The sequence below is a fragment of the Sphingobium quisquiliarum P25 genome, from assembly GCF_000445065.1.
Taxonomy (GTDB): Bacteria; Pseudomonadota; Alphaproteobacteria; order Sphingomonadales; family Sphingomonadaceae; genus Sphingobium; species Sphingobium quisquiliarum.
In genome coordinates this window covers 71,839-94,808 of the sequence record NZ_ATHO01000070.1, presented here as the reverse complement: position 1 = coordinate 94,808, position 22,970 = coordinate 71,839, and the positions used below count along the sequence as shown (strand labels likewise).

Annotated in this window: 19 protein-coding genes and 1 tRNA gene; 12 read left to right on the top strand and 8 right to left on the bottom strand. The window is 64.3% G+C overall.

The window, feature by feature from the left end; all coding sequences use genetic code 11:
* Positions 1 to 12 precede the first annotated feature (12 nt).
* Positions 13 to 1,314 carry a replication-associated recombination protein A gene (locus L288_RS30315; RefSeq protein WP_021237948.1) on the top strand — a complete coding sequence of 434 codons (1,302 nt, stop codon included), beginning with the start codon at positions 13 to 15 and terminating at the stop codon, positions 1,312 to 1,314.
* Here the strand turns inward: L288_RS30315 and L288_RS30310 are convergent.
* From L288_RS30310 to L288_RS30290, 5 genes are read right to left on the bottom strand one after another with little or no spacing between them, the layout of a single operon-like run.
* Positions 1,311 to 2,141, bottom strand: a complete 831-nt coding sequence (locus L288_RS30310; protein WP_031304256.1) for an HpcH/HpaI aldolase/citrate lyase family protein — start codon at positions 2,139 to 2,141, stop codon at positions 1,311 to 1,313. The two genes, L288_RS30315 and L288_RS30310, sit on opposite strands and share 4 nt — an antisense overlap.
* A complete protein-coding gene (locus tag L288_RS30305) occupies positions 2,138 to 2,590 on the bottom strand; it encodes a MaoC family dehydratase (RefSeq protein WP_021237946.1) in 453 nt (150 codons plus the stop codon). The genes L288_RS30310 and L288_RS30305 overlap by 4 nt, the downstream gene beginning before the upstream one ends.
* Positions 2,590 to 4,431, bottom strand: a complete 1,842-nt coding sequence (locus tag L288_RS30300; protein ID WP_021237945.1) for an acetyl/propionyl/methylcrotonyl-CoA carboxylase subunit alpha — start codon at positions 4,429 to 4,431, stop codon at positions 2,590 to 2,592. The genes L288_RS30305 and L288_RS30300 overlap by 1 nt, the downstream gene beginning before the upstream one ends.
* Positions 4,432 to 4,436: 5 nt before the next feature.
* The gene (locus L288_RS30295; RefSeq protein WP_021237944.1) at positions 4,437 to 6,038 is read right to left on the bottom strand and encodes a carboxyl transferase domain-containing protein; all 1,602 of its coding nucleotides are present in this window, start codon (positions 6,036 to 6,038) and stop codon (positions 4,437 to 4,439) included.
* A complete protein-coding gene (locus tag L288_RS30290) occupies positions 6,035 to 7,186 on the bottom strand; it encodes an acyl-CoA dehydrogenase family protein (protein ID WP_021237943.1) in 1,152 nt (383 codons plus the stop codon). The genes L288_RS30295 and L288_RS30290 overlap by 4 nt, the downstream gene beginning before the upstream one ends.
* Positions 7,187 to 7,506: 320 nt before the next feature.
* On the opposite strand from L288_RS30290, the gene L288_RS30285 reads away from it, so the two are divergent.
* From L288_RS30285 to L288_RS30270, 4 genes are all read left to right on the top strand, one after another.
* Positions 7,507 to 8,379 (top strand): LysR family transcriptional regulator, encoded by an 873-nt coding sequence (locus tag L288_RS30285; RefSeq protein WP_021237942.1) that lies wholly within the window; start codon positions 7,507 to 7,509, stop codon positions 8,377 to 8,379.
* Complete coding sequence (locus L288_RS30280; RefSeq protein ID WP_021237941.1) at positions 8,376 to 9,236, top strand: hypothetical protein; 861 nt, start codon at positions 8,376 to 8,378, stop codon at positions 9,234 to 9,236. Before L288_RS30285 ends, L288_RS30280 begins: the two co-directional genes overlap by 4 nt.
* A 32-nt stretch (positions 9,237 to 9,268) precedes the next feature.
* Positions 9,269 to 9,343, top strand: a tRNA-Thr gene (locus L288_RS30275).
* 193 nt (positions 9,344 to 9,536) lie between these two features.
* Complete coding sequence (locus L288_RS30270; RefSeq protein WP_021237940.1) at positions 9,537 to 11,201, top strand: hypothetical protein; 1,665 nt, start codon at positions 9,537 to 9,539, stop codon at positions 11,199 to 11,201.
* Between the two features lie 490 nt (positions 11,202 to 11,691).
* Here L288_RS30270 and L288_RS30265 read toward each other — a convergent pair whose 3' ends face one another.
* Both L288_RS30265 and folE read right to left on the bottom strand, forming a co-directional pair.
* Positions 11,692 to 12,534, bottom strand: coding sequence for an SDR family oxidoreductase (locus L288_RS30265; RefSeq protein WP_031304252.1), 843 nt, complete (start codon positions 12,532 to 12,534; stop codon positions 11,692 to 11,694).
* Positions 12,531 to 13,139, bottom strand: a complete 609-nt coding sequence (gene folE, locus L288_RS30260) for a GTP cyclohydrolase I FolE (RefSeq protein WP_021237938.1) — start codon at positions 13,137 to 13,139, stop codon at positions 12,531 to 12,533. Before folE ends, L288_RS30265 begins: the two co-directional genes overlap by 4 nt.
* A 180-nt stretch (positions 13,140 to 13,319) precedes the next feature.
* On the opposite strand from folE, the gene L288_RS30255 reads away from it, so the two are divergent.
* Positions 13,320 to 13,901: a nucleotidyltransferase family protein gene (locus L288_RS30255; RefSeq protein WP_021237937.1), complete on the top strand. Its 582-nt coding sequence runs from the start codon at positions 13,320 to 13,322 to the stop codon at positions 13,899 to 13,901.
* 11 nt (positions 13,902 to 13,912) lie between these two features.
* On the opposite strand, the gene L288_RS30250 is transcribed toward L288_RS30255, so the two are convergent.
* The gene (locus L288_RS30250) at positions 13,913 to 15,574 is read right to left on the bottom strand and encodes an MFS transporter (RefSeq protein ID WP_031304251.1); all 1,662 of its coding nucleotides are present in this window, start codon (positions 15,572 to 15,574) and stop codon (positions 13,913 to 13,915) included.
* Between the two features lie 136 nt (positions 15,575 to 15,710).
* On the opposite strand from L288_RS30250, the gene L288_RS30245 reads away from it, so the two are divergent.
* The 6 genes from L288_RS30245 (at position 15,711) to L288_RS30220 (ending at position 22,718) form a co-directional block, all read left to right on the top strand.
* Positions 15,711 to 16,919 carry an acetyl-CoA C-acetyltransferase gene (locus tag L288_RS30245; RefSeq protein WP_021237935.1) on the top strand — a complete coding sequence of 403 codons (1,209 nt, stop codon included), beginning with the start codon at positions 15,711 to 15,713 and terminating at the stop codon, positions 16,917 to 16,919.
* Positions 16,920 to 17,023: 104 nt separating this feature from the next.
* Positions 17,024 to 19,201, top strand: a complete 2,178-nt coding sequence (locus L288_RS30240; RefSeq protein ID WP_031304250.1) for a 3-hydroxyacyl-CoA dehydrogenase NAD-binding domain-containing protein — start codon at positions 17,024 to 17,026, stop codon at positions 19,199 to 19,201.
* 156 nt (positions 19,202 to 19,357) lie between these two features.
* Complete coding sequence (galE, locus tag L288_RS30235) at positions 19,358 to 20,362, top strand: UDP-glucose 4-epimerase GalE (RefSeq protein ID WP_021237933.1); 1,005 nt, start codon at positions 19,358 to 19,360, stop codon at positions 20,360 to 20,362.
* Positions 20,359 to 20,832, top strand: coding sequence for a YbaK/EbsC family protein (locus L288_RS30230; RefSeq protein WP_021237932.1), 474 nt, complete (start codon positions 20,359 to 20,361; stop codon positions 20,830 to 20,832). Before galE ends, L288_RS30230 begins: the two co-directional genes overlap by 4 nt.
* Before the next feature lie 3 nt (positions 20,833 to 20,835).
* Positions 20,836 to 21,525, top strand: a complete 690-nt coding sequence (pgl, locus tag L288_RS30225; RefSeq protein WP_021237931.1) for a 6-phosphogluconolactonase — start codon at positions 20,836 to 20,838, stop codon at positions 21,523 to 21,525.
* A gap of 47 nt (positions 21,526 to 21,572) precedes the next feature.
* The gene (locus L288_RS30220; RefSeq protein WP_021237930.1) at positions 21,573 to 22,718 is read left to right on the top strand and encodes an aminotransferase class I/II-fold pyridoxal phosphate-dependent enzyme; all 1,146 of its coding nucleotides are present in this window, start codon (positions 21,573 to 21,575) and stop codon (positions 22,716 to 22,718) included.
* Positions 22,719 to 22,970: the final 252 nt, after the last annotated feature.

Below are 22,970 nucleotides of genomic sequence, written 5' to 3'. Positions count from 1 at the left end.
CATGGTGCTTCGATGACCGCTTCGCTTTTCAGCCGCGACGCCCCCCGGCCGCTTGCGGAAACCCTGCGCCCTGCCGCCATCGCTAACGTCATCGGCCAGGAACATCTCCTGTCGCCCGAAGGACCGCTCGGCCGGATGCTTCAAAACAGGCGGCTGTCCTCCTTCATCCTCTGGGGTCCTCCGGGCGTGGGCAAGACGACGATCGCCCGCCTGATCGCGGCGGAGGCGGGATATGAGTTCATTCAGCTATCCGCCGTATCCACCGGCATCGCCGACCTGCGCAAGGCGATCGCCACCGCGTCGGCGCTGCGCGACAGCAGCGGACGCCCCACCGCCGTCTTCATCGACGAGCTTCATCGCTTTTCCCGCCCGGTGCAGGACGCGATGCTCCCCGCTATCGAGGACGGCACCTTCGTCCTGATCGGCGCGACCACGGAAAATCCCAGTTTCAGCCTCGTGTCCGCCCTCCTGTCGCGCGCGAAGGTCCTCACCCTCGACCGGCTGGGCACCGGCGACCTTGCCAAGGTGATCGAACGGGCGGAGCGTCATTTCGGCAAGCCCCTGCCGCTCACGCCTGGCGCGCGGAATGCGCTGATCGCCATGGCCGATGGCGACGCCCGCTATCTTCTGGGCCTGTGCGAAGAATTGATGAGCCTTCCACCGGACGCCCCCCTCGGCACCGATCAGCTCGCATCCGTGATCCAGTCCCGCGCGCCGCTCTACGACAAGGGCAAGGAAGAACATTTCAACCTGCTCAGCTGCTTCCACAAGAGCCTGCGCGGCAGCGACGTGGACGCGGCGCTTTATTGGGCGGCGCGGATGCTGACGGGCGGCGAGGACCCGGCGGTCATCTTCCGCAGGCTCGCCTGCGCCGCGTCGGAGGATGTCGGCATGGCCGATCCGCAAGCCATGGTGCAGGTGATCACCGCCTGGCAGGCGTTCGAGCGGGTGGGCCTGCCCGAAGGACGGCTGTTCCTGGCACAGGCCATCAACTATGTCGCGACCGCGCCCAAGTCCAACGCCTCCTATCTGGCGCTCGACCGCGCGATGGACCTTGCCCGCCGCACCGGCTCCCTGCCGCCACCCAAGCATATATTGAACGCCCCGACGGCCCTGATGAAGGACCTGGGCTACCATGCCGGTTATCAATATGACCATGATCAGCCGGACGCCTTTTCCGGCCAGGAATTCTATCCCGAACAGATAGCCGCCGCTCACCCCGAACCGCTCTACGCTCCCAATGAGCGCGGCTTTGAGCGGGACATCAGGAAACGCCTCGCCTACTGGTCCGCCAAGCGCAAATCAGGCCGCTAGGGCACTGCCGCACGCGCCAATATCTTGCGCGCCTGGGCGAGGTGCGGCGCATCGATCATCCTGCCGTCTATCTTCAGCACGCCCGCATCGGGAGCAGCCGCGAACGCCTCCACGACCCGGCGCGCGAAGGCGACCTCCGCCTCGCTGGGGGTAAAGGCGGCGTTGATGACCGGTACCTGTGCCGGGTGCAAAGCCAGCATGCCGGTAAAGCCGTCATAGCTCCCCCGCGCGGCATAGTCCTTGAGCCCCGCCAGATCCCCGATCGCCGGATAGACCGTCTCGATCGCGGCGACACCCGCCGCATGCGCCCCGAACAGGGCAAGCCCGCGCACCATCTCGAAGGGCGCGGTGAAGGCCCCGTCTTCCCTCCGGCTCGACACCGCGCCGATCGCGGCGGACAGGTCTTCCGCGCCCCAGCTCAATCCGCACAGCCGGTCCGCAACACTGCCGAAGCTGCCCAGCGCGAACAGCGCCTGCGGCGTTTCCGTCGCAATCGGCAGGATGGGCAGATCAGCATCGATATGCCCCGCCAATGCCTCCACCGTCGCGGCGCCCTGCGCCTTGGGCAGCACGATGCCGTCCGCCCCGGCGATGCAGCCAAGATCGGCCTGCCAGTGCGCCCCGTCCATCGGATTGATCCGCACGAACCTGTGCACGGCGGCGGAGCCCGTCAAATAGGCCGCGACCGCATCCCGCGCCCGATCCTTGGCGGAAACCGCAACCGAATCCTCCAGGTCGAGGATGATGGCGTCCGCCCCGCTCGCCTCCGCCTTGGCGAAACGCTCGGGCCGGTCGCCGGGCACGAACAGCAGCGACCGCAACCTCACGCCTCGCCTCCCTTGATCAGCGCCATGCGCAGGCACTGACACACGATCTCGTCCCGCTGGTTCAGCATGCGATGGGAAAAGGTGACGATGCCCGCGCCCGGACGGGACTTGCTCGCCCGCATGTCTGCCACCTCCGTTTCGGCACGCAAGGTATCGCCCAGAAATACCGGCCTCGGCATCACCAGCCGGTCATAGCCCAGATTGGCGATCAGCGTCCCCAGCGTCGTGTCGCCCACCGACAGGCCGATCATCAGCGCGAAGGTGAAGGTGCCGTTGACCAGTATCTGGCCGAACTCGCTCGCCCTCGCCGCCTCTGCATCAATGTGCAGCGGCTGCGGATTATGCGTCATGGTGGAAAAAAGCAGATTGTCGGTCTCCGTCACCGTGCGCCGTATGTCGTGGACGATGGTCTGACCGACCGCCCATTGGCCGAAATATCTGCCCGCCATCAATCCTCCTGCACCTTCATGATCCTCGCCAGCAGCGTGCCTTCGCTGACCTGTCCTCCCTCCTTAGCGTCCAGTTCGGCAACCGTGCCATCAAAGGGCGCGACGAGGCTATGCTCCATCTTCATGGCTTCCAGCGTCAGCAGCTTCTGCCCCTTCGCCACCTTGTCCCCGGCGGCAACGGACAGGGCGATGATGCGGCCCGGCATGGGCGAAAGGATCGCGCCGTCCGACGCTTCGCCACTCCCAGCGCCGCCAGCACGCCACGGGGTGAGCAGCCAGCTTTGCCCCGCCTCGGCAACGATCGTGCTGCGGAGCATCTCGCGATCGGCCGACGCCCCCACCGCGACCCTCACGGGCGATCCGTCCAGCAGGAACCAGCCATCCCGCCGCGGCTCCGCATTCAGCCGGAACCCAGCCAGCGGGCCCGGTGCCGCCAGCCTTGCCGCCGCCGTTTCCAGCACGGCGCGCGACGGCATCGCCACGGGCAGCAACGCCTCGCCCTCACGCCCGATCAGCCCCGTATGGATCCGCCCTTGGGCGAAATCCGGGTACCGCAACGCCTTCACCAGAAAAGCGGCATTGGTCTTGAGCGGCCATATCACCGTCTGCTCCAGCGTCTCCGCCAGCCTCTCCCGCGCGGAGTCCCGATCCGCCCCCCAGGCGACCAGCTTGGCGATCATCGGATCATAGAAGGGGGAAATCTCCGCCCCCTGCTCCACCCCCGTATCGGTGCGGCAGGAAGGGCCGATGTCGAACCGCTCCAGCCTTCCGGTCGAAGGCAGGAAGCCCCTGCCCGGGTCCTCCGCATACAACCGCGCCTCCATGGCCCAGCCGTTGATCGACAGTTCATGCTGCGCCTTGGGCAGCGGCTCGCCCGCCGCCACGCGCAATTGCCATTCGACCAGATCCTGCCCGGTAATCTCCTCCGTCACCGGATGCTCGACCTGCAAGCGCGTGTTCATCTCCATGAACCAGATGCGATCCGCCCGCAGCCCTTCCGATCCATCCGCGATGAACTCGATCGTCCCCGCGCCCACATAATCGACCGCCTGCGCCGCCCGCACCGCTGCCTGGCAGATCGCCTCGCGCGTCGCTTCGTCCATGCCCGGCGCGGGCGCTTCCTCCATGACCTTCTGGTGCCGCCGCTGGAGCGAGCAGTCGCGCTCGAACAGGTGAACGACATTGCCATGGCTGTCGCCGAAGACCTGCACCTCGATATGGCGCGGGTTCGTCACCCATTTTTCCAGCAGCACCTGATCATTGCCGAAGGACGAAGCCGCCTCGCGCTGGCAGGACAGCAGCGCGTCGGCGAAACCGGCGGCGCTCTCAACCTTGCGCATCCCCTTGCCGCCGCCGCCCGCGACCGCCTTGATCAGCACGGGATAGCCGATCGCATCCGCTTCCGCCTTCAATTGTTCGGGGCTTTGATCCTCGCCCAGATAGCCGGGCGTCACCGGCACCCCGGCCTGCTGCATCAGCGTCTTGGCCGCGTCCTTCAGCCCCATCGCGGTGATGCTCGCCGGACTGGGCCCGACCCAGAGCAACCCCGCATCGATCACCGCCTGCGCGAACTCCGCATTCTCCGACAGGAACCCATAGCCCGGATGAACGGCCTGCGCCCCCGTCTCCCTCGCCGCCGCGATGATGCGATCGCCCAGCAGATAGCTTTCGTGCACCGGCGACGGCCCGATATGCACCGCTTCGTCGGCCGACCGGACATGCAGAGCCTTGGCGTCGGCGTCCGAATAGACCGCGATCGTGCGAATGCCCATCCGCCGCGCAGTGCGGATGATGCGGCAGGCAATCTCGCCCCGATTGGCGATGAGCAGGGACTGGATCATCGGCATCACATCCGAAACAGGCCGAAGGACGGGCGATCGGCGACAGGCGCGTTCAGCGCGGCAGCGAAGGCCAGGCCCAGCACGTCGCGGGTCTGCACCGGATCGATCACACCATCGTCCCACAGGCGTGCGGTCGCATGATAGGGATTGCCCTCTTCCTCATATTTCCGGCGGATCGGCTCCTTGAACGCCTCCGCCTCCTCCGCCGTCCATGCCGCCGCATCGCGATGCACCGTCGCCAGCACGCTCGCCGCCTGCTCGCCGCCCATCACCGATATGCGGCTGTTGGGCCAGGTGAACAGGAAACGCGGTCCATAGGCCCGGCCGCACATGCCGTAATTGCCCGCGCCAAAGCTGCCGCCGATCAGCAGCGTGATCTTGGGCACGCTGGCGGTGGCGACGGCCGTCACCAGCTTCGCGCCATGCTTGGCGATGCCCTCCGCCTCATATTTGCCGCCCACCATGAAGCCGGAGATGTTCTGGAGGAACAGCAACGGTATGCGCCGCTGGCAGGCCAGTTCGATGAAATGCGCGCCTTTGACCGCGCTCTCGCTGAACAGCACCCCATTATTCGCCAGGATCGCGACCGGCATGCCCCAGATATGCGCGAAACCGCAGACCAGCGTGGTTCCATAAAGCGCCTTGAACTCGTGAAGGGCGCTGTCATCGACGATCCGGGCGATTACCTCCCGCACGTCATAGGGCGCGCGCACATCCTGCGGCACGATGCCGTACAGTTGCTGCGGATCATATTTCGGCGGGGCGGCTTCGCGCAGGTTCAGGTCGATCGCCAGCGCGGGTTGCAGCGTCGATATGATGTCCCGCACGATGCTGATCGCATGTTCGTCATTCTCCGCGACATGATCCACCACGCCGGACTTGCGCCCGTGCAGGTCGCCACCCCCCAGATCCTCGGCGCTGATGACCTCGCCCGTCGCGGCCTGAACCAGTGGCGGCCCGGCCAGGAAGATCGTGCCCTGATTGCGCACGATCACCGTTTCGTCCGACATGGCAGGCATATAGGCGCCGCCCGCCGTGCAACTCCCCATGACGCAGGCGATCTGCGCTATGCCGCTCGCCGACATCTGCGCCTGATTGTAGAATATGCGGCCGAAATGATCGCGGTCGGGAAACACATCGGCCTGATTGGGCAGGTTCGCGCCGCCGCTATCGACCAGATAGACGCAGGACAGGCGGTTTTCGATCGCGATCTCCTGCGCCCGCAGATGCTTCTTGACCGTCATCGGATAATAGGTGCCGCCCTTCACCGTCGCGTCGTTGCAGACGATCATGACCTGCCGCCCCTCAACCCGGCCGACACCCGTTATCAGCCCCGCGCCCGGCACATCGTCATCATACATGCCGTTCGCGGCAAGCTGGCCGATCTCCAGCAAGGGGCTGCCGGGGTCCAGCAGCCGCTCCACCCGCTCGCGCGGCAGCAGCTTGCCGCGCCCCACATGCTTCTCGCGCGCCCTCGCCGGACCGCCCATCGCCGCGGCGGCCACCTTCGCCCGCAATTCCCCGGCCAGCGCGCGGTTATGCGCTGCATTGGCGCGGAACGCCTCCGCCTGTGGCGACAGCTTCGTGTCGAGAACAGGCCCGCTCATGCGCCGACCAGTTCCCGGCCGATCAGCATGCGGCGTATCTCATTGGTGCCAGCGCCGATGTCCAGCAGCTTGGCGTCGCGCATATAGCGCTCCACGGGCCAGTCCCTGGTATAGCCAGCGCCGCCCAGCGCCTGCACGGCCTCCAGCGATACGCGCACCGCATTCTCGCTCGCCAGCAATATCGCCCCCGCCGCGTCGAAACGCGTCGTCCTGCCCGCGTCGCATGCCCGCGCCACCGCATAGACATAGGCGCGCGCTGAATTGAGCGCGACATACATATCCGCAACCTTCGCCTGCATCAGCTGGAACGCCCCGACCGGCTTTCCGAACTGGCGGCGCTCCCGTACATAGGGCAGCACCGTGTCGAGGCAGGCCTGCATAATGCCAAGCTGAATGCCCGCCAGCACGGTGCGCTCATAATCAAGGCCGGACATCAGCACGGCCGCCCCGCCGTTCAGCGGCCCCATCACATTGTCCTCCGGCACCTCGCAATCATCGAACACCAGTTCGGCAGTGGGCGATCCCCGCATCCCCACCTTGTCGATCTTCTGCCCGATGGAAAAACCCTTATACTGCTTTTCGATCAGGAAGGCGGTGATCCCCTTCGATCCCTCGCCGGTCCTGGCATAGACGACCAGCGTGTCCGCATAGGGCGCATTGGTGATCCAGAATTTTGTGCCGTTCAGGATATAGCGGTCGCCCTTCTTCTCCGCTTTCAGCTTCATCGACATGACGTCCGACCCGGCGCCTGCTTCGGACATGGCAAGACTGCCGACATGCTCGCCTGAAATCAGCTTGGGCAGGTAGCGCGCCTTCTGCTCATCATTGGCCCAGCGGCGGATCTGGTTGACGCACAGGTTCGAATGCGCGCCATAGCTAAGGCCGATCGAAGCGGATGCGCGAGCCACCTCCTCCTGCGCCACCACATGCTGCAGATAGCCCAGCCCCAGCCCGCCATCCTCCTGCGATACGGTGATGCCGTGCAGCCCCAGCTCGCCCATGGCGGGCCATAGTTCCTCGCGCGGGAACCAATCCTCCGCATCGATCCGGGCGGCGATCGGCGCGATCCGCTCCGCCGCAAAACGCCGCGCCGCGTCCTGAATCATCCGGGCGTCCTCACCCAGCGCGAAATCGAAATCCGGCGTCATGGCCTCTCCTGATCCTGTTCTGGTCCTCAGCTTTATGCCGATCCTCGGCTTGGCACACCAATCCCTGGCCCTGGCACAACGATCCCCGGCTTCCGCATGCCCAGCCACGGCCCCAGCATGCCTATCCCCGATCCCGGCATGCCTATCCCTGATCCTGGCATGCCTGGCTTTGGCAGGCTGATCCCTGGCCTAGCATGCAGATCCCGCCTTTGGCATGCCAATCCTCACCTTGCATGCCGATCTCAGCCTTTGGCCCTTCTACCACCGGAAGCAGCCGCCGGAAAATTGACCGGACGCCCATCATATCATAGACGCCATCTATGATTGAACGCTATCTGATCCGCTATTTCCTGGCCGTGGTCGATCATGGCAACTTCTCTCGCGCAGCGCTGCAATGTGATATTTCACAACCTACTTTGTCCGCCGGAATCGCCAAGCTGGAAGCGCAAATCGGCCATCTGATGTTCCACCGCACCAACCGCCGCGTCGAACTCACGCCAGCAGGCGTCCGTTTCGCAATCCACGCCCGCCGCATAGAAGCGGAGTTCGCCCGCGCCCAAAACGCCATGGCGGAAAGCGACAGCAGCAAGCTCATTCGCCTGGGCATCATATCGACATTGCCCTCCGCCTGGATCGAGGACGCCGCACGCCAGGCCTGCCGGGTGGAAGGCGAGAAGCTGGAAATCGTCGAGGGCGGCATGCGCGAACTGCTGCCCCGCCTGGAACGCGGCCGGATCGACGCCGTGATCGGCGTTCTGGGCAATGACCCGCGCGGGCGGGACGTCCTGTTCGAGGAAGGCTATGCCCTCGCCATGTCAGACAGTCATCCGCTCGCCAGCCGCGGCATGCTGGAAGCGGAGGATGTCGCGGCCATGGACATGATCGTCCGCCGCAATTGCGAGGCGCTTCCCATGGTCAGCCGCTTCTTCACCCAACGCGGCGTGCGCCCTTTCTTCGCCGCGCGGACAGTCAATGACGACCGCACGATCGCCTTTCTCCGCGCGGGGTTGGGCATCACCGTCATGCCGCGCTGCTTCGCGCAGCCCGGCGTCGCCATGCCCGCCCTTGCAGGGTTCGACCAACAGCGAAAGATCGGAACCTTGATCGATCCGGCCGCCGCCGCGCGGGTCGAGGATAGCATATCGCTGTCCCAATTCTGCAAGGTTCTGCGTGAAAAGGCCACCGGATCATGACCCCTCGCTTCGCCCGCTATGCCGCGATCGACTGGTCCGGGGCTAAAGGCGTCCGGCACAAGGGCATCGCCGTCGCCCTCTGCGAAACGGGAACGGCCGTGCCCATGCTCGTGCATCCCCCGGACGGAAGCCTATGGTCGCGCAGGGCTGTAGCGGAATGGCTCGTTGCGTCCGCTGCGGAGGCGCCGACGCTCTTTGGCTTCGATTTCAGCTTCGCCCCGCCCTTCGTCACTCGCGCTTCCTACCTGCCCGGCGATCCGGTTCCCGCCAATGCGCCTGATTTCTGGGCCTATGTCGATGCGATCTGCGAGGATGCCGATCTTGGCGCGGCAAGCCTGCTGGAACAGACTCACAGGCGGCATTTTTACTTCGGCAGGGCCGATGGACCGAAGGCCAACTTCATGCACAATCGCGCATGCGAAGCCCATTACAATGCAGGCGGCGGAGGCAAGCCTTCCACCGTTTACGACGCCATCGGAGCGGCTCAGGTCGCGAAGGCAAGCTTTGCAGGCATGCGGATGCTGCATCATGTGCGCCCCCACATTCCCGTCTGGCCGTTCGACCCCGCACCGTTATCAGGGTCGCTGATCGTGGAAATCTACACCAGCATCGCGGCAAAAGCGGCAGGCCGTCCAAAGGGCCGCACGAAGATGCGTGACCTCACCGCTTTGAATGACGCCCTGACCACGCTCGGCTCCGCATCCCATACAGGCTTGCCGCCGGACGATCATGGCGCGGACGCTTTGGTCACAGCCGCATGGTTGCGCAATGCCGCTCGCCATCCCGCCCTGTGGAGCCCCGCGCCCCTTACGCCGCAAATTGCCCGAACGGAGGGCTGGACGTTCGGCGTCATCTGATAGTAAGGCGCTTCCCCGTCCGGAATGGACATGCCGGCTTAGCACAGTGGTAGTGCAGCGGTTTTGTAAACCGAAGGCCGGGGGTTCGAATCCCTCAGCCGGCACCATATCCCGACAAGAACCCTCCGAATTGCCGTGTCATCCCTCGGCAGCAAGGGCGTATCAACCTGCGCTGACGCGGGCCTTGCCCCGCAGCCTTGGGACAATCTTCATTTGACCGACGGTTTCCATGAGCAGATGGCGGCTCCCCGCGCAACTCCGCGCCCGGCGGATCTGCAACGCCTCGCCCCTCTTGCGCTAATGTTCGCTGCCCTCAACGCTCTTGCGCTGTTTCTTTACTGGCGTGCGGCTTTTGCGGGGGAGAAATGGGCGGTCCCCAATGACGCCCGCCAGTTTTTGAGTTGGACCGCGCGCATCTCTGACCCAGGCGCGATGCAAGGCAACGTCCTCGCGGATTACTGGCAACAGACGGCACCCCTATTCTATCGCGCCTTGCTCTATGCTTCATATGCAGTCGGCATCGAACCGCTCGTGATGATGAAGTCGCTCGGCCTCATCGTCCTGCCAGCCAGCGCCTATTTCGCCTGGCGGCTGGCGAGCGCCTTTACGGCGGACCCCTTTGCCCGCTACCTGGCCTCTTCCTGCGTCATTGGGGCTATATTGCATATCGATGCGGTGTTTTCTGGAACGCCGCGCGCGATCGCGGTGCCGCTGATACTGATGACCCTCTACGCCATCGCGTCCGAACGCCGCATTCTGGCCGTGACCGGCCTGTTGCTGCAAGCCGTAGTCTATCCTGCCCCGGCGATAACGTGCCTCGCAATCTATGCACTCGACATGCTGAGGTGGAATCCACCCTTCACTCTGGCATGGGACGCGCGGCGTGTCACAGTGCTGGTGCTGACGACACTTGCAGTCGTCACAGCCGGGCTGATCTTCAAGGAAGGGTTGGCCGGATGGGGCCCTGCACTGCGGCTCGACGAAGCCCTGCATATATACAGCATGACGAATTTTGACGGGCGCAGCACGATCGTCGGAGCGGACGGCAGCGTTGCGTGGCTATGTTCGCGCCGGATCGGCTTCCTGCCCGCCATCGTGAATTGCAGGGGGAATGACGATCCCCGGCTGCTGCTGAACTTTGCGGTGACGATCGCGCCGATGATCGCACTCGCCATCGCCTACCAGAAACGCGCAAAACAAGGCAGGTTAGCTTCTGGCGCGAAGGCCTGGCGCTTCTTTCTCTATACCTTGGTTGCAGCGCTGCTATGCTACATTTTCGCGGCGTCGATCGCCTTTTCGGTACATCTTCCCTCACGCTATAGCCAGCCGGTGCTTGCGATCATGGGAATGCTGGCCTTGGGGCTATGCATGGCAGGGCTGTTGAAGCGGGCGCTGGCAGGATCTTTTCGCGTGCCCGGCATCATCCTTGCCATGGTTCTGGCATTGGGGCTCATCGCCACCTTTGCAACGCCGCAGACAACGATCGTTTCCCCTCGCAACGGTGACCTGATTGCCTTGATATCGGCAACTCCTCGCACCACTCATGTTGCAGGCATCGAACAGGATCTCGATTTCGTGCCCCTACTCACGTCACGCGCGCTGTTGGCAAGCACAGAGCATGACATCCCCTATCACCGGCGATATCATCAGTTGAACCAGGCCGGGCTGCGCGCGTCGATGCGGATGGCGACGCTTGATGGCAGCCCCGCTTTTCGGCGCCTGCTCAAGCGTCACGACACGGACCTCCTGATCTTCGACCGCGCTTTTCTCAGCACGGGTATTCTGCCGCAAAAATACCGGCACACCATGCCTCCTCCGCACAGAATCAAGCCTTCCATCGGAAAGCTCCAGGCCATCCGCGCATTCGGTTGCCGGGTCGTGGAGACGCGCCGATGGATCGCGATCTTCACTGGCTGCTTCCGGCACGGCAGCCGATCGGCCAAGTTCCCGCGCTTCCTTGCCTGACATCGGCAAGCCCCAGAATGCAAAATGGGGGCCGGCATCTCTGCCGGTCCCCACTTCCGTCGTGTCTCTCGATCCGCTTCCCTTGCAGGATGCGATCATCTGACGCGGCGTGCGATGCTTCTGCCTTGAAGGCGTCCGCATGCTTGTGGCCTGACACGTCTGATCCTTGGATCATATTGCCTCAGCCTGTCCTTTTCATTCGAAGCCCGACGTTCACTTTCGCGCGTACCCGGCATCGTTTGATCTAGGACCATCCAGTTCATGTTCGACCGTGACGATCCAACATTTTCCAGATGTTCGGGACGCCCTTCAACCGCTGATTTCTCACCGATTTGCAGATGCGGATTTCTCCGTCTCGGCGTTCGTTCCGATAAGAAGATGGTCTCACCAAAGGCGAGTCGCTCAAAGCGGAATCTGACTTTTCAAAGGCAACGCAGGGCTAAATTTGTGGATAGATGTGGATAAATTTTGCCGCGGCCGCCAGCCTCGTTCACCGGCCCATATGCATGAAGTCGCGATCATAGCTGCGCAGGTGCGCGCCCCCGTCTATATAGAGGGTCTGCCCTGTCACCGCGCGCGCTTGGGCCAAATAGAGGACAGCATCCGCGATTTGCTCGGCCGACGGCAGGCTGTGGAGGGGCATCATCGATTGAAGCCGTTCCATCTGCACTTCGTCATAATCGGGCGTGGCGATGGTAAGCCCCGGCGCGACGGCGTTCACCCGGATGTGCGGAGCCAGAGTTGAAGCGGAAAGCCGCGTCAGTCCCGACAAGGCCATTTTCGAAAGCGTATAGGCCAGTTGATCACCGTGCGGATGGTCAATGCGCTGATCGAGTATGTTAATGATGCAGCGATCCCCCACACCCGCCGGTATCGTCGCGAAGGCTTTCGTCAGCAGGGCGGGCGCAGCGCAGTTGATGGCATAATGACGCGTCAGATCGTCCGCGGTGACGCTATCCAGCCTGTCCTGCCCGAACAGCGCCGCGCTGTTCACCAATATGTCCGGTGGCCGCCCGAACCGCTCGGCCACATTGGCCACCAGTTCTTCGGCATTTTCCAGATCAGCGAAATCGGCCGTGAACCCTTCCCATTCCGTGCCGTTCTCCTCCAGCGCCAGCGCGAGAGGCGAGTCGAGCCGCGTATCGTGGCTCCCGTGTATGGCAAGGGAATAGCCCGCCCGCGCAAAGCCCGCCGCTATGACGCCGCCCAGCCTGCGATGACCACCCGTGACCAGCGCAAGGCGCTTGTTCGCCAAGGGCAATGATCCCGCCTCGGCAGATCGTTCGCGGCCGCCGCTCAACGGCCGGTAGGAAGGCGCTTCTTCACTGCTCACGCGCTGATAAGCTTCAACACTTCTTCACGGCTTTTTTCATCGTCGCGGAACACGCCCAGCATGCGGCTGGTCTTCATCAGCACATTGGGGGTGCGCACGCCGCGACCGGTCATGCAGCCATGGGTCGCTTCGATGACCACGGCTACGCCCTGTGGTTTCAAATGCTCCCAGATGCAGTTAGCGACCTCCGACGTCAGCCGCTCCTGCACTTGCAGCCTGTTGGCAAAGGCGTGCAGCACGCGGGCGAGCTTGGAGATGCCGACCACATATTTGCCAGGCAGATAAGCGATGTGCGCGCGGCCGATGATCGGGGCCATATGATGTTCGCAGTGCGACTGGAACGGAATGTCCTTCAACAGGACGACATCGTCGTAGCCGCCGACTTCGTGGAATATGCGCGACAGATGATAAGCCGGATCGTCATTATAGCCGCGGCAATATTCGCGCCACGCCCGCGCGACGCGCTCCGGCGTTTCCAGCAGGCCTTCACGATCAGGCTGATCGCCCGACCAGCGGATCAACGTGCGGATTGCCTCCGCCACATCGGCGGGCACGGGTTCCTTGATCGCTTCGCCTACAGCCTCTGCGTCGGGATCATAATCCATCAAGCTGCCACTCCTGTTCTTCGCCCACGCATATGGCGGCTCTACCCTGCGATGGCCACCCCTTTCCCGCTCTGGACACATTATCGGCCGGGTGGCACATCGGCACCGACCAAGGAAGACCGTCCATTGAACGAGCCCGCAACGTCCTCTTCCGCCTTCCCGCGTAGTCTATTCCGCTAGATGCGGACGGATCAGATCGCCGCCGTGCTGCTGGCAGCGGGCGCTTCTTCCCGGTTCGGCGAGGGCGACAAACTAATGGCTGATCTATACGGCAAGCCGGTGATTGCGCATACGCTGGAAACGGTGGCGTCGCTGGCTTTTGGCGAGTTGATCGCCGTCGTCCGCCCGGCCGGGCAGGCGCCGGTCATTCATCGCAAGCTGGAAAGGCGCGGCTATACGATTCTGGTGAATGAGCGGCCGGAAGACGGCCTGTCGGCGAGCATCGTCAAGGCAGTGGAGCATGTGATGCCGCTGCGGAAATATCGCGGCATCCTGATCTGCCTTGCCGACATGCCGCGCGTGCCGCAATCCCATTACAACCGCATCTGCATGGCCGCGCGGGATGTGAGGTCCGTTGTTGCCAGCAGCGATGGTTTTTCGTCCTCTCCGCCCGCCTTCATCGGCCGCAGCCACTTTCCCGAACTGCTCAGCCTGCGGGGGGACCAGGGCGCTCGCGCATTGCTGAGCCATGGCGTGCAGGTGGAGACGCATGGGAGCTATCTGCGCGACATCGATACGCCCGAAGACATGAGCGAAATATAGAGAAAAGCGCGTCAGCTAGACCGGGTCGGATCGGTCATGGGGTCGGCCAGTTCGCGGGGATCAGGCGTCCGGCCCAAGGGCAGGGAGCCGGTCTGCCGTTCGATCATGCGGTGAACGACCGGCGGATTAGGGCCGATGTGCAATCGCCGTATTTCTTCTGAATTGGCGAGGTCGGCCATGGTCCGGCGGCTGTTGTGGCGGACATAGTCCAGCCAGGTGGAGACATGATAGCGTTCGAGCCACAGTTCCGGGTCGCCAAGGTCCCTCAGCAAGGACCAGCCATGCGCGCCGTCGCGGCGGCGAATCCTCCTGCGCTCGTTCATCGCCGCAAGGAACGGCACGACCGACCCTGCGGGAATGCGATATTCTATGGTCACGACCACCGGCCCGCTCCGCCCTTCGACCGGCACGGCGGTCTGCGGTTCCCGCCAGTGATTTTGCAGGTCCAGATTGTCTTCGCCCGTCTGCGGCAAGGGGCGGAAAAAGCCGATCAGGGCGACGGCGATCTGCGAGGCGGCGGCGGTGTAGAGCGAGGTGGCGACGCCATGATGTTCCGCCAGCCAGCCAAACAGCCATGCACCCATGGCCATGCCGCCGAACGCCGACATCTGATAAAGCGCGACCGCGCGCGCCAGCACCCAGCGGGGAGCCGACATCTGGACGGAGATGTTGAAGGTGGCGAGCGCAGCGACCCACCCCGCTCCACCCAGCAGCAGACCCGCAAAGGCGAACACGAGAAGGCTGGATGAAGCGGCGATCGCCATCCCCAGGCCCAGCAGCACCGACGCCGCCCGAACAATGGTTTCGATGCGGAAACGACTTCTGAGACGGCTGGTGGAAAGCGCCCCCAGTACCGCGCCCATGCCGAAGCCGCCGCTCAAAGTGCCAAAGGTCATCGCGCCGCCATGCAGAAGATCGCGCGCGATCAGCGGCATCAACGCGGATATGGCGCTGGCGCCCACCCCGAAAGCGCCGCTCCGCAACAGGACGGTCTGGATTTTCGGCGACATGGAAACATAGCGCACGCCAGCCCGCATGGCGTCGCCCAGCCGCTCGCGCGGCAAGGGGTGCGGCGGGCGATCGGGCCGCCAGCGCAACAGGACAATGACAAGCGCGATGTAGCTGAGCGCATTGGTCAGAAACGCCGCCGCCGCGCCTGCCGCAGCCACGATGACGCCGCCAAGCCCCGGCCCCACGCTGCGAGCCAGATTGAAACCCATGCTGTTCAGGGACACGGCGCTGGGCAAGGCGGCCCTTGGCACCATGTCGCCGACCGAAGCCTGCCAAGCCGGGCCGTTGATGGCCGTCGCGCAACCGACCGCGAAGGTGAAGGCCAGCAGGCTCCACGGCGTCAGGATGCCCGCCCAGGCGGACAGGGCCAGCAAGGCCGACACGAGCAGCATGAAGATCTGGCAGCAGAGCATCACCAGCCGCCGGTCGAGATTGTCGGCCACGGCCCCCGCCCACAGGGACAGCAGCATGATCGGCAAGGTGGTCGACGCGGGCACCAGCGCGATCAGTTGCGGAGAAGCGGAGAGCGAGGTCATCATCCATGCCGCGCCCACCGACTGGATCAGCCCGCCGAAGTTGGACGCAAGGCTGGCGAACCAGACCGCGCGGAAAACCGGGATGGAAAAAGGCGAAGGCGCCTTAAGGGAATCGGCCTCTGACACGCGGTGAATGATCAAGCGGATTTGGCGTCAGCCGTCAAATCAGCGGAATAGACGCTTGCGCTTTACGTAAACGTAAATACATCTGTGGCCTTGGCCGGCAGCCTTGGCGTTTACCGGCGGAGAGGAAATGATAGCGATGGAAGCCTTTATCTACGATGCCGTCAGGACGCCTCGCGGACGCGGCAAGCCCGATGGATCGCTGCACGAAATCACGCCGATCCAACTGGCGACCCAGGTCCTGCAAGCCGTGCGCGACAGGACCGGCATCGACACCGGCGATGTCGATGACGTGATCCTGGGCTGCGTCAGCCCGGTCGGGGAGCAAGGCGCGGACATCGCGCGGCTGGCGGCGTTGAACGCGGACTACGCCCAGACGGTCCCCGGCGTGCAGATCAATCGCTTTTGCGCATCGGGGCTGGAGGCGGTGAACATGGCCGCCGCGAAGGTCTATTCGGGCGAAGCGGGCCTTGCCATAGGCGGCGGGGTCGAATCGATGAGCCGGGTTCCCATGGCGTCGGACGGCGGTGCATGGGCGATGGACCCGGCGGTCGCCTATAAAAGCTATTTCGCGCCGCAGGGCATCGGCGCGGACGTGATTGCGACCAAGTTCGGCATCAGCCGCGACGATGCGGACGCCTATGCGGTGGAAAGCCAGCGCCGCGCCAAGATCGCATGGGACGAGGGACGGTTTGCAAGGTCGATCGTGCCGGTGAAGGACGTCATCGGCCAGGTGGTTCTGGGCCATGACGAACATATGCGTCCCGACGCCACAATGCAGTCGCTGGGCGCGCTGAAACCCAGCTTCGCCGCGCTGGGCGAAGACATGCCGGGCTTTGATACGGTGGCGCTGCTCCGCTACCCCGAACTGGAGCGGGTCAACCATATCCACCATGCGGGCAACAGTTCGGGGATTGTGGACGGCGCGGCCGCGGTGCTGGTCGGCAACAAGGATATGGGCGAGAAATATGGGTTGAAGCCGCGCGCGCGCATCAGGGCCATGGCCTCCATCGGTTCCGAACCGCTGATCATGCTGACCGGCCCGGAATATGTCGCGGGCAAGCTGCTGGACCGCGCGGGGATGAGCAAGGGCGACATCGACCTTTGGGAACTCAACGAAGCCTTCGCCAGCGTGGTGCTGCGCTACATGCAGGCGATGGACCTGGATCATGGCCAGATCAACGTGAATGGCGGTGCGATCGCCATGGGTCACCCGCTGGGCGCGACCGGCGCGATGGTGCTGGGCACGGCGCTGGACGAACTGGAGCGGACCGGCAAGGGCACGGCGCTGGTCAACCTGTGCGTCGGCGCGGGCATGGGCACCGGGATCATCATCGAGAGGATCTGACGCGCTCCGTCCGGGCCCGGCCCGTCGAGACGCTTCACCATTCTGAGAACAAGAACCGCCCTTCGACAATGTCAGGGCGAACCGAGTTGAGAGGCAGCATCATCATGCAGACCATCGCTTTCGACGTAGACGCGGACGGCATCGCCACCCTGACCATCGATGTGCCGGGACAGTCGATGAACGTCATCGGACCGGAGTTTCTGGCCGACCTGGACGAGGCGGTCACGCGGATCGCTTCGGACGAGGCGGTCAAGGGCGCGGTCATAGCATCGGGCAAGGAAGCCGGATTCATGGCGGGCCTGGACCTTAAATATTTCGGGTCGATGCTGGCGAGCGAGAGCGGCAAGCGCCCTGCCCCAGCCGAGATTTTCGACAAGGTCTTCATCCTCAACCGGTTGCTCCGCCGCCTTGAAACCTGCGGCAAGCCAGTGGCCTGCGCGATCGAGGGCACCTGTGTCGGCGGCGGATTCGAACTGGCGCTTGCCTGTCATCACCGCGTCGCGGGCGACAGTTCCAGGACGCAGATGGGCCTGCCCGAAATCCTGATCGGCCTGTTTCCGGGCGGCGGCGGGTCGCAGCGGCTGCCCCGGATCATCGGGGTTCAGGCGGCGCTGCTCTATATGTTGCAGGGCAAGCTGTTCCGGCCGGCCGAAGCGGCGATGATGAAGGTGGTGGACGAAGTCGTGCCGCAGGGAACGGCGGTCGCGGCGGCGATCCAGTGGGTAAAGGCCAACCCGTCCGCCAGCGTTCAGCCATGGGATCAGAAAGGTTTCAAATTCCCCGGCGGCGCGGGCGGATTCAATCCGGCTTTCGTGCAGACGATGGCGGGGGCGCTGCCCATGACCCTCAAACAGACGCAGCGGAACATGAATGCGCCCATCGCGCTGCTGTCGGCCGTTTACGAGGGCGCGATCCTGCCGTTCGACCGCGCGATCCGCATAGAGAGCAAATATTTCGCCAAGGTCGCTGCCGATCCTCAAGCCGCCAACATGATCCGCAGCCTGTTCGTCAACAAGCAGGCGGCCGAACGCGGCGCGAGGCGGCCTGCCGATCAGCCCAAGGCGCCGACGAGGAAGCTGGCCATGCTGGGCGCGGGCATGATGGGTGCGGGCATTGCCACCGTTGCGGCGCAGGCGGGGATGGAGGTCATCCTGTTCGACCGCGACCTGAGCTTTGCCGAAAAGGGCAAGGCGCATGTCGAGGAGCAGCTCAAAAAGAGGCTGGGCAAGGGGATGACGCCTGAAAAAATGGCGGAAACGCTCGCCCGCGTGACCCCGGCCACTGACTATGCCGCGCTCGCGGGAGCGGACTTCGTGATCGAGGCCGTGTTCGAGGATGCCGCCATCAAGGCCGAGGTCACGAAGAAGGTGGAGGCGGTTCTGGGGCCGGACGTCATTTTCGGGTCGAACACCTCCACCTTGCCCATCACCAAGCTGGCCGGGGCATGGAGCAAGCCAGCCAATTTCATCGGCATCCACTTCTTCTCGCCCGTGGAGAAAATGCCGCTGGTCGAAATCATATTGGGCAAGGAAACGGGCCCGGCGGCGATCGCCAAGGCGATGGATTTCGTGGCGCAGATCAAGAAGACGCCCATCGTCGTCAATGATTCGCGCGGTTTCTACACCTCACGCTGTTTCGGCACCTATGTGCAAGAAGGGGTGGAGATGGTCGCGGAGGGGATCAACCCCGCTCTGATCGAAAATGCCGGGCGGCAGCTTGGGATGCCCGTGGGCCCGCTGGCGGTGGGCGACGAAGTGTCGATCGAGCTTGGCCACAAGGTCGTGCTGGCGGCGCAGAAGGATCTGGGCGACGCCTATGTCGCCCAGCCGTCCGATGCGGTTACAGCGCGCATGGTGGAACTGGGCAGGCTGGGGCGGAAAAGCGGCAAGGGATGGTATGACTATCCCGAAGGCGGCAAGAAGCATCTGTGGACCGGGCTGGAGGAGATGTTCCCCCGCGCGCCCGTCCAGCCCGATGTCGAGGAGGTGAAGGAGCGGCTGCTCTACCGCCAACTGGTGGAATGCGCGCGCTGCTATGAGGAAGGCGTGCTGGAAACGCCGGAAGACGGCGATATCGGCGCGATCTTCGGCTGGGGCTTCGCAGCCTGGACCGGCGGGCCGTTCAGCCACATGGACACGCTGGGCATCGGCCCTGTCGTCGCCGTGCTGGAGCGGCTGGCGGCGCGGCATGGGGAGCGTTTCGCGCCGACGGTGCAGTTGCAGGACATGGCGGCGAGCGGGGCGACCTTCTATGACGCCGAGCGTGTGCGGGCGGCGGCTTGAGGCATGTCATCGGACAGCGGCGCGTCTCTCGCCCAACTCCTTTCATCTCGCGGTGCAGCATGAACGGGGTGGGATTTCCGGCGCCGCTGGGCTAGTCGTCGGGCAGCGGCTGCCGCCATGGTATCCGCCGCCGACTTAGCTGGAGATATTCCCTTTATGAGCGACAAGCCGACGGTTCTGGTCACGGGGGGCGCCGGTTACATCGGCAGCCATGCGGTTCTGGCGCTGCGCGATGCGGGCTATGGCGTGGTGGTGATCGACAATCTGGTGACGGGATTCCGCTGGGCGGTGCCGGAGGACGTGGCTTTCGTCGAGGGCGACATTGCCGACCAGCCGCTGGTGCAGCAGACGCTGCGCGACCATGGCGTGAAGGCGGTGATGCACTTTGCCGGATCGGTCGTGGTGCCGGAGTCGGTCGAAAACCCGCTCAAATATTATCACAACAACAGCGCCAAGACTCGCGACCTGATCGAAAGCGTCGTCGCCACAGGGGTGCCGCACTTCATCTTCTCCTCGACCGCCGCGACCTATGGCATCCCGGAGGAAAGCCCGGTCAGGGAAAGCACGCCGCAGCGGCCGATCAACCCCTATGGCATGTCGAAGCTGATGACCGAATATATGCTGCGCGACGTGGCGGCGGCGCATCCGATGAATTTCTGCGCGCTGCGTTATTTCAACGTCGCCGGTGCCGACCCGGACGGCCGGTCGGGCCAGTCGACGGCGGGTGCCACGCACCTCATCAAGGTGGCGGTCGAGGCGGCGCTTGGGAAGCGCGAGGGCGTTTCGGTGTTTGGCACGGATTTCGACACGCCCGATGGCACCGGCGTGCGCGATTATATTCACGTCACGGACCTGGCGGCGGCGCATGTCCTGGCGCTCGACGCCCTGATGGCGGCGCCGGACAAGAATTATCTGCTCAACTGCGGATATGGGCGCGGCTTTTCCGTGCTTGAGGTGCTGGATGCCGTCGACCGGGTGACCAACCTCAAGATCGAACGCCGCATGGAAGGGCGGCGCGCGGGCGACCCTGATTCGCTCATTTCCGACAATCGCGCGATCATGGCGGAATTTCCCTGGCAGCCGCGCTATGCCGATCTGGACCAGATCGTGACGCACGCGCTCGCCTGGGAACGTAAGCTGAGCGAGATTCGCGGCGAATGAGCGAAGAGACGGTTCGCGCCTTCTTTTCCACTCATGCGCCTGACGTGCCGGTCATCGATCAGGGCGTCAGCACGGCCACGGTCGCGGAAGCGGCCGAAGCGCTGGGCGTCATCCCCGCCCGTATCGCCAAGACATTGTCCCTGCGGATCGGCGACGAGGTCGCGCTGGTCGTGGCGCGGGGAGACGCCCGGCTGAACAATGGCAAGGCGAAAGCGGCGCTGGGCGCGAAGCCGCGCATGCTGGACCGCGAGGAGGTGGAGGAACTGACCGGCCACCCGGTCGGGGGTGTCTGCCCCTTCGGCCTCGCCACGCCCCTGCCCGTCTATTGCGACATATCCTTGCGCGATTTCGAGACGGTGTTTCCCGCTGCCGGATCGCGCACCACCTCCGTCGAGTTGAGGCCGGAAAGGCTTGCCGAACTGACCGGTGCGAAATGGATCGACATCTGCACCCTTCCCGAAGAGAGTTGAACCATGCCTACCGAACATCGCTTCGTCGACAGCGCGCTGGCGGCAGGGGACATGGCGCGGCGGATCGCCGTCTTGCTGGAAGACGCCATAGCGGCGCGCGGCGTCGCCACGATCGCCCTGTCGGGCGGCCGGTCGCCCCGGCCGGTGCTGGAGGCTTTGTCGCAGGCCAGGCTGGAGTGGGCCAAGGTCATCGTCACCCTGGTCGATGAACGCTGGGTGGAGCCGGATCATGCGGACAGCAACGAACGGCTGATTCGCGAAACGCTGCTTCAGGGAGAAGCGGCCAAGGCGCGGTTCGTGGGCATGAAGAATGACGCCGCTGACGCCTATGCCGGGCAGCCCGCCTGCGAAGCCGCCTTCGCGCAATTGCCATGGCCGATCGACATCATAGCGCTGGGCATGGGCGAAGACGGGCATACCGCCTCTCTGTTCCCGGAGGCGAAGGAATTGGCCGAAGGGCTTTCGACGAAGGCGCTGACGCTCGCGGTCACGCCTCCCGCCGCGCCGCACCAGCGCATGTCGATGAGCGCACGGGCGATATTGTCCAGCCGCCACATCTTCCTGCAAATCAGCGGAGCGGCGAAGATCGCCATTTACGATCGCGCATTGGCTGGCGGACCCGTCGAGGAACTGCCGATCCGCCTTGCGCTGAACCAGCAGAGCGTATCGGTCGAGGTCTGGATCAGCGAGTAGCGGTCAAGATGGTTGCGGGCCGGCACCTCCGCGCCTAGGCACGCTGCATGGTTGCGCAGATCGATCCCTTTCACGCCATTGCCATCAGCCGCGAAGCCCATCGGTTGGAGGCGGAAGGCCGATCGATCCTGCACATGGAGTTCGGCCAGCCGTCGACAGGCGCGCCCGCCACCGCCATTGCCGAAGCGCATCGCGTGCTGGACAGCGACCCCATGGGCTATTGGGAAAGTCCCGCGCTCAAGGAACGGATCGCGCGCCATTATCGCGAACGGCATGGCGCGACGGTCGAGGCCGAGCAGATCCTGCTCACCTGCGGGGCATCGCCGGGGCTGGTCCTGGCGCTCAACAGCCTTTTCATGCCCGGCGACCGGGTGGTCATCGCCCGGCCCGGCTATGTCGCCTATCGCAACACGATCAAAGCCCTGTACCTGGAGCCGGAGGAAGTCGCCTGCGGCCCGGCGGAACGCTACCAGATCAGCGCCGATGCGCTGGCCGCGATCAATCCCGCGCCGCAAGGGCTGATCGTCGCCAGTCCGGCGAACCCGACCGGCACTATCATTCCGCCCGAAGAGATGGCGCGCATCGCCGGCCTGTGCGCGCAGCGCGGGATCAGGATCGTATCGGACGAAATCTATCACGGCCTGTCCTATGGCGCGCCTGCCCGCAGCATGTTGGAATATGCGCCCGGCGCGGTGGTGGTGAACAGCTTTTCCAAATATTTTTCCATGGCGGGGTGGCGGCTGGGCTGGGTCGTGGTGCCGCATGACCTGGTGGAAACAGCGCGGGCGCGGATGGGGAACCTTTTCCTGATGCCCCCTTCCCTCGCGCAGCATGCGGGCTTGAAGGCGTTCGACGCCCACGACGAACTTGATGGCCATGTCGCCACCTACGGGCGCAACCGCGAACTGCTGCTGGCGGCCTTGCCAGCATTGGGCCTGCGGGAAATCGCGCCGCCTGACGGCGCCTTCTACATTTATGCCGATGTCGGCCACCTGACCGGCGACAGCCTGGCTTTCTGCCGGAAGCTGCTTCATGACACCGGCGTGGCGACTGCGCCGGGGGTCGACTTCGACCCGGATGAGGGGCGGCGGCATATAAGGTTCAGCTTCGCCGTATCCACGGCCCAGGTGCAAGATGCGATCAGCCGGATGATTCCCTGGTTCAAGGCGCAGGCGGCGCACGTCACCGCCTGATCTCTCAATAATGGATGAATTGGTCCGATATGGATGGACCGGCCGATTTTCGTGGATCGGTCACATTTTTTCTGTAGGTCCGGCGAGCGACCCGAGGCTTTTACCTGGTAAAAGCTCACCTGACCCGATGGCTTCGGCCATCGGGTTTTTATTGACGCCAAGGTCCATGCCGCCATCAATTATTTCAGGCAACGACAGAAGCCAGTTTCAAGGTTCGATCTGGACTCCTGCCTTCGCAGGAGCAGATTGCGC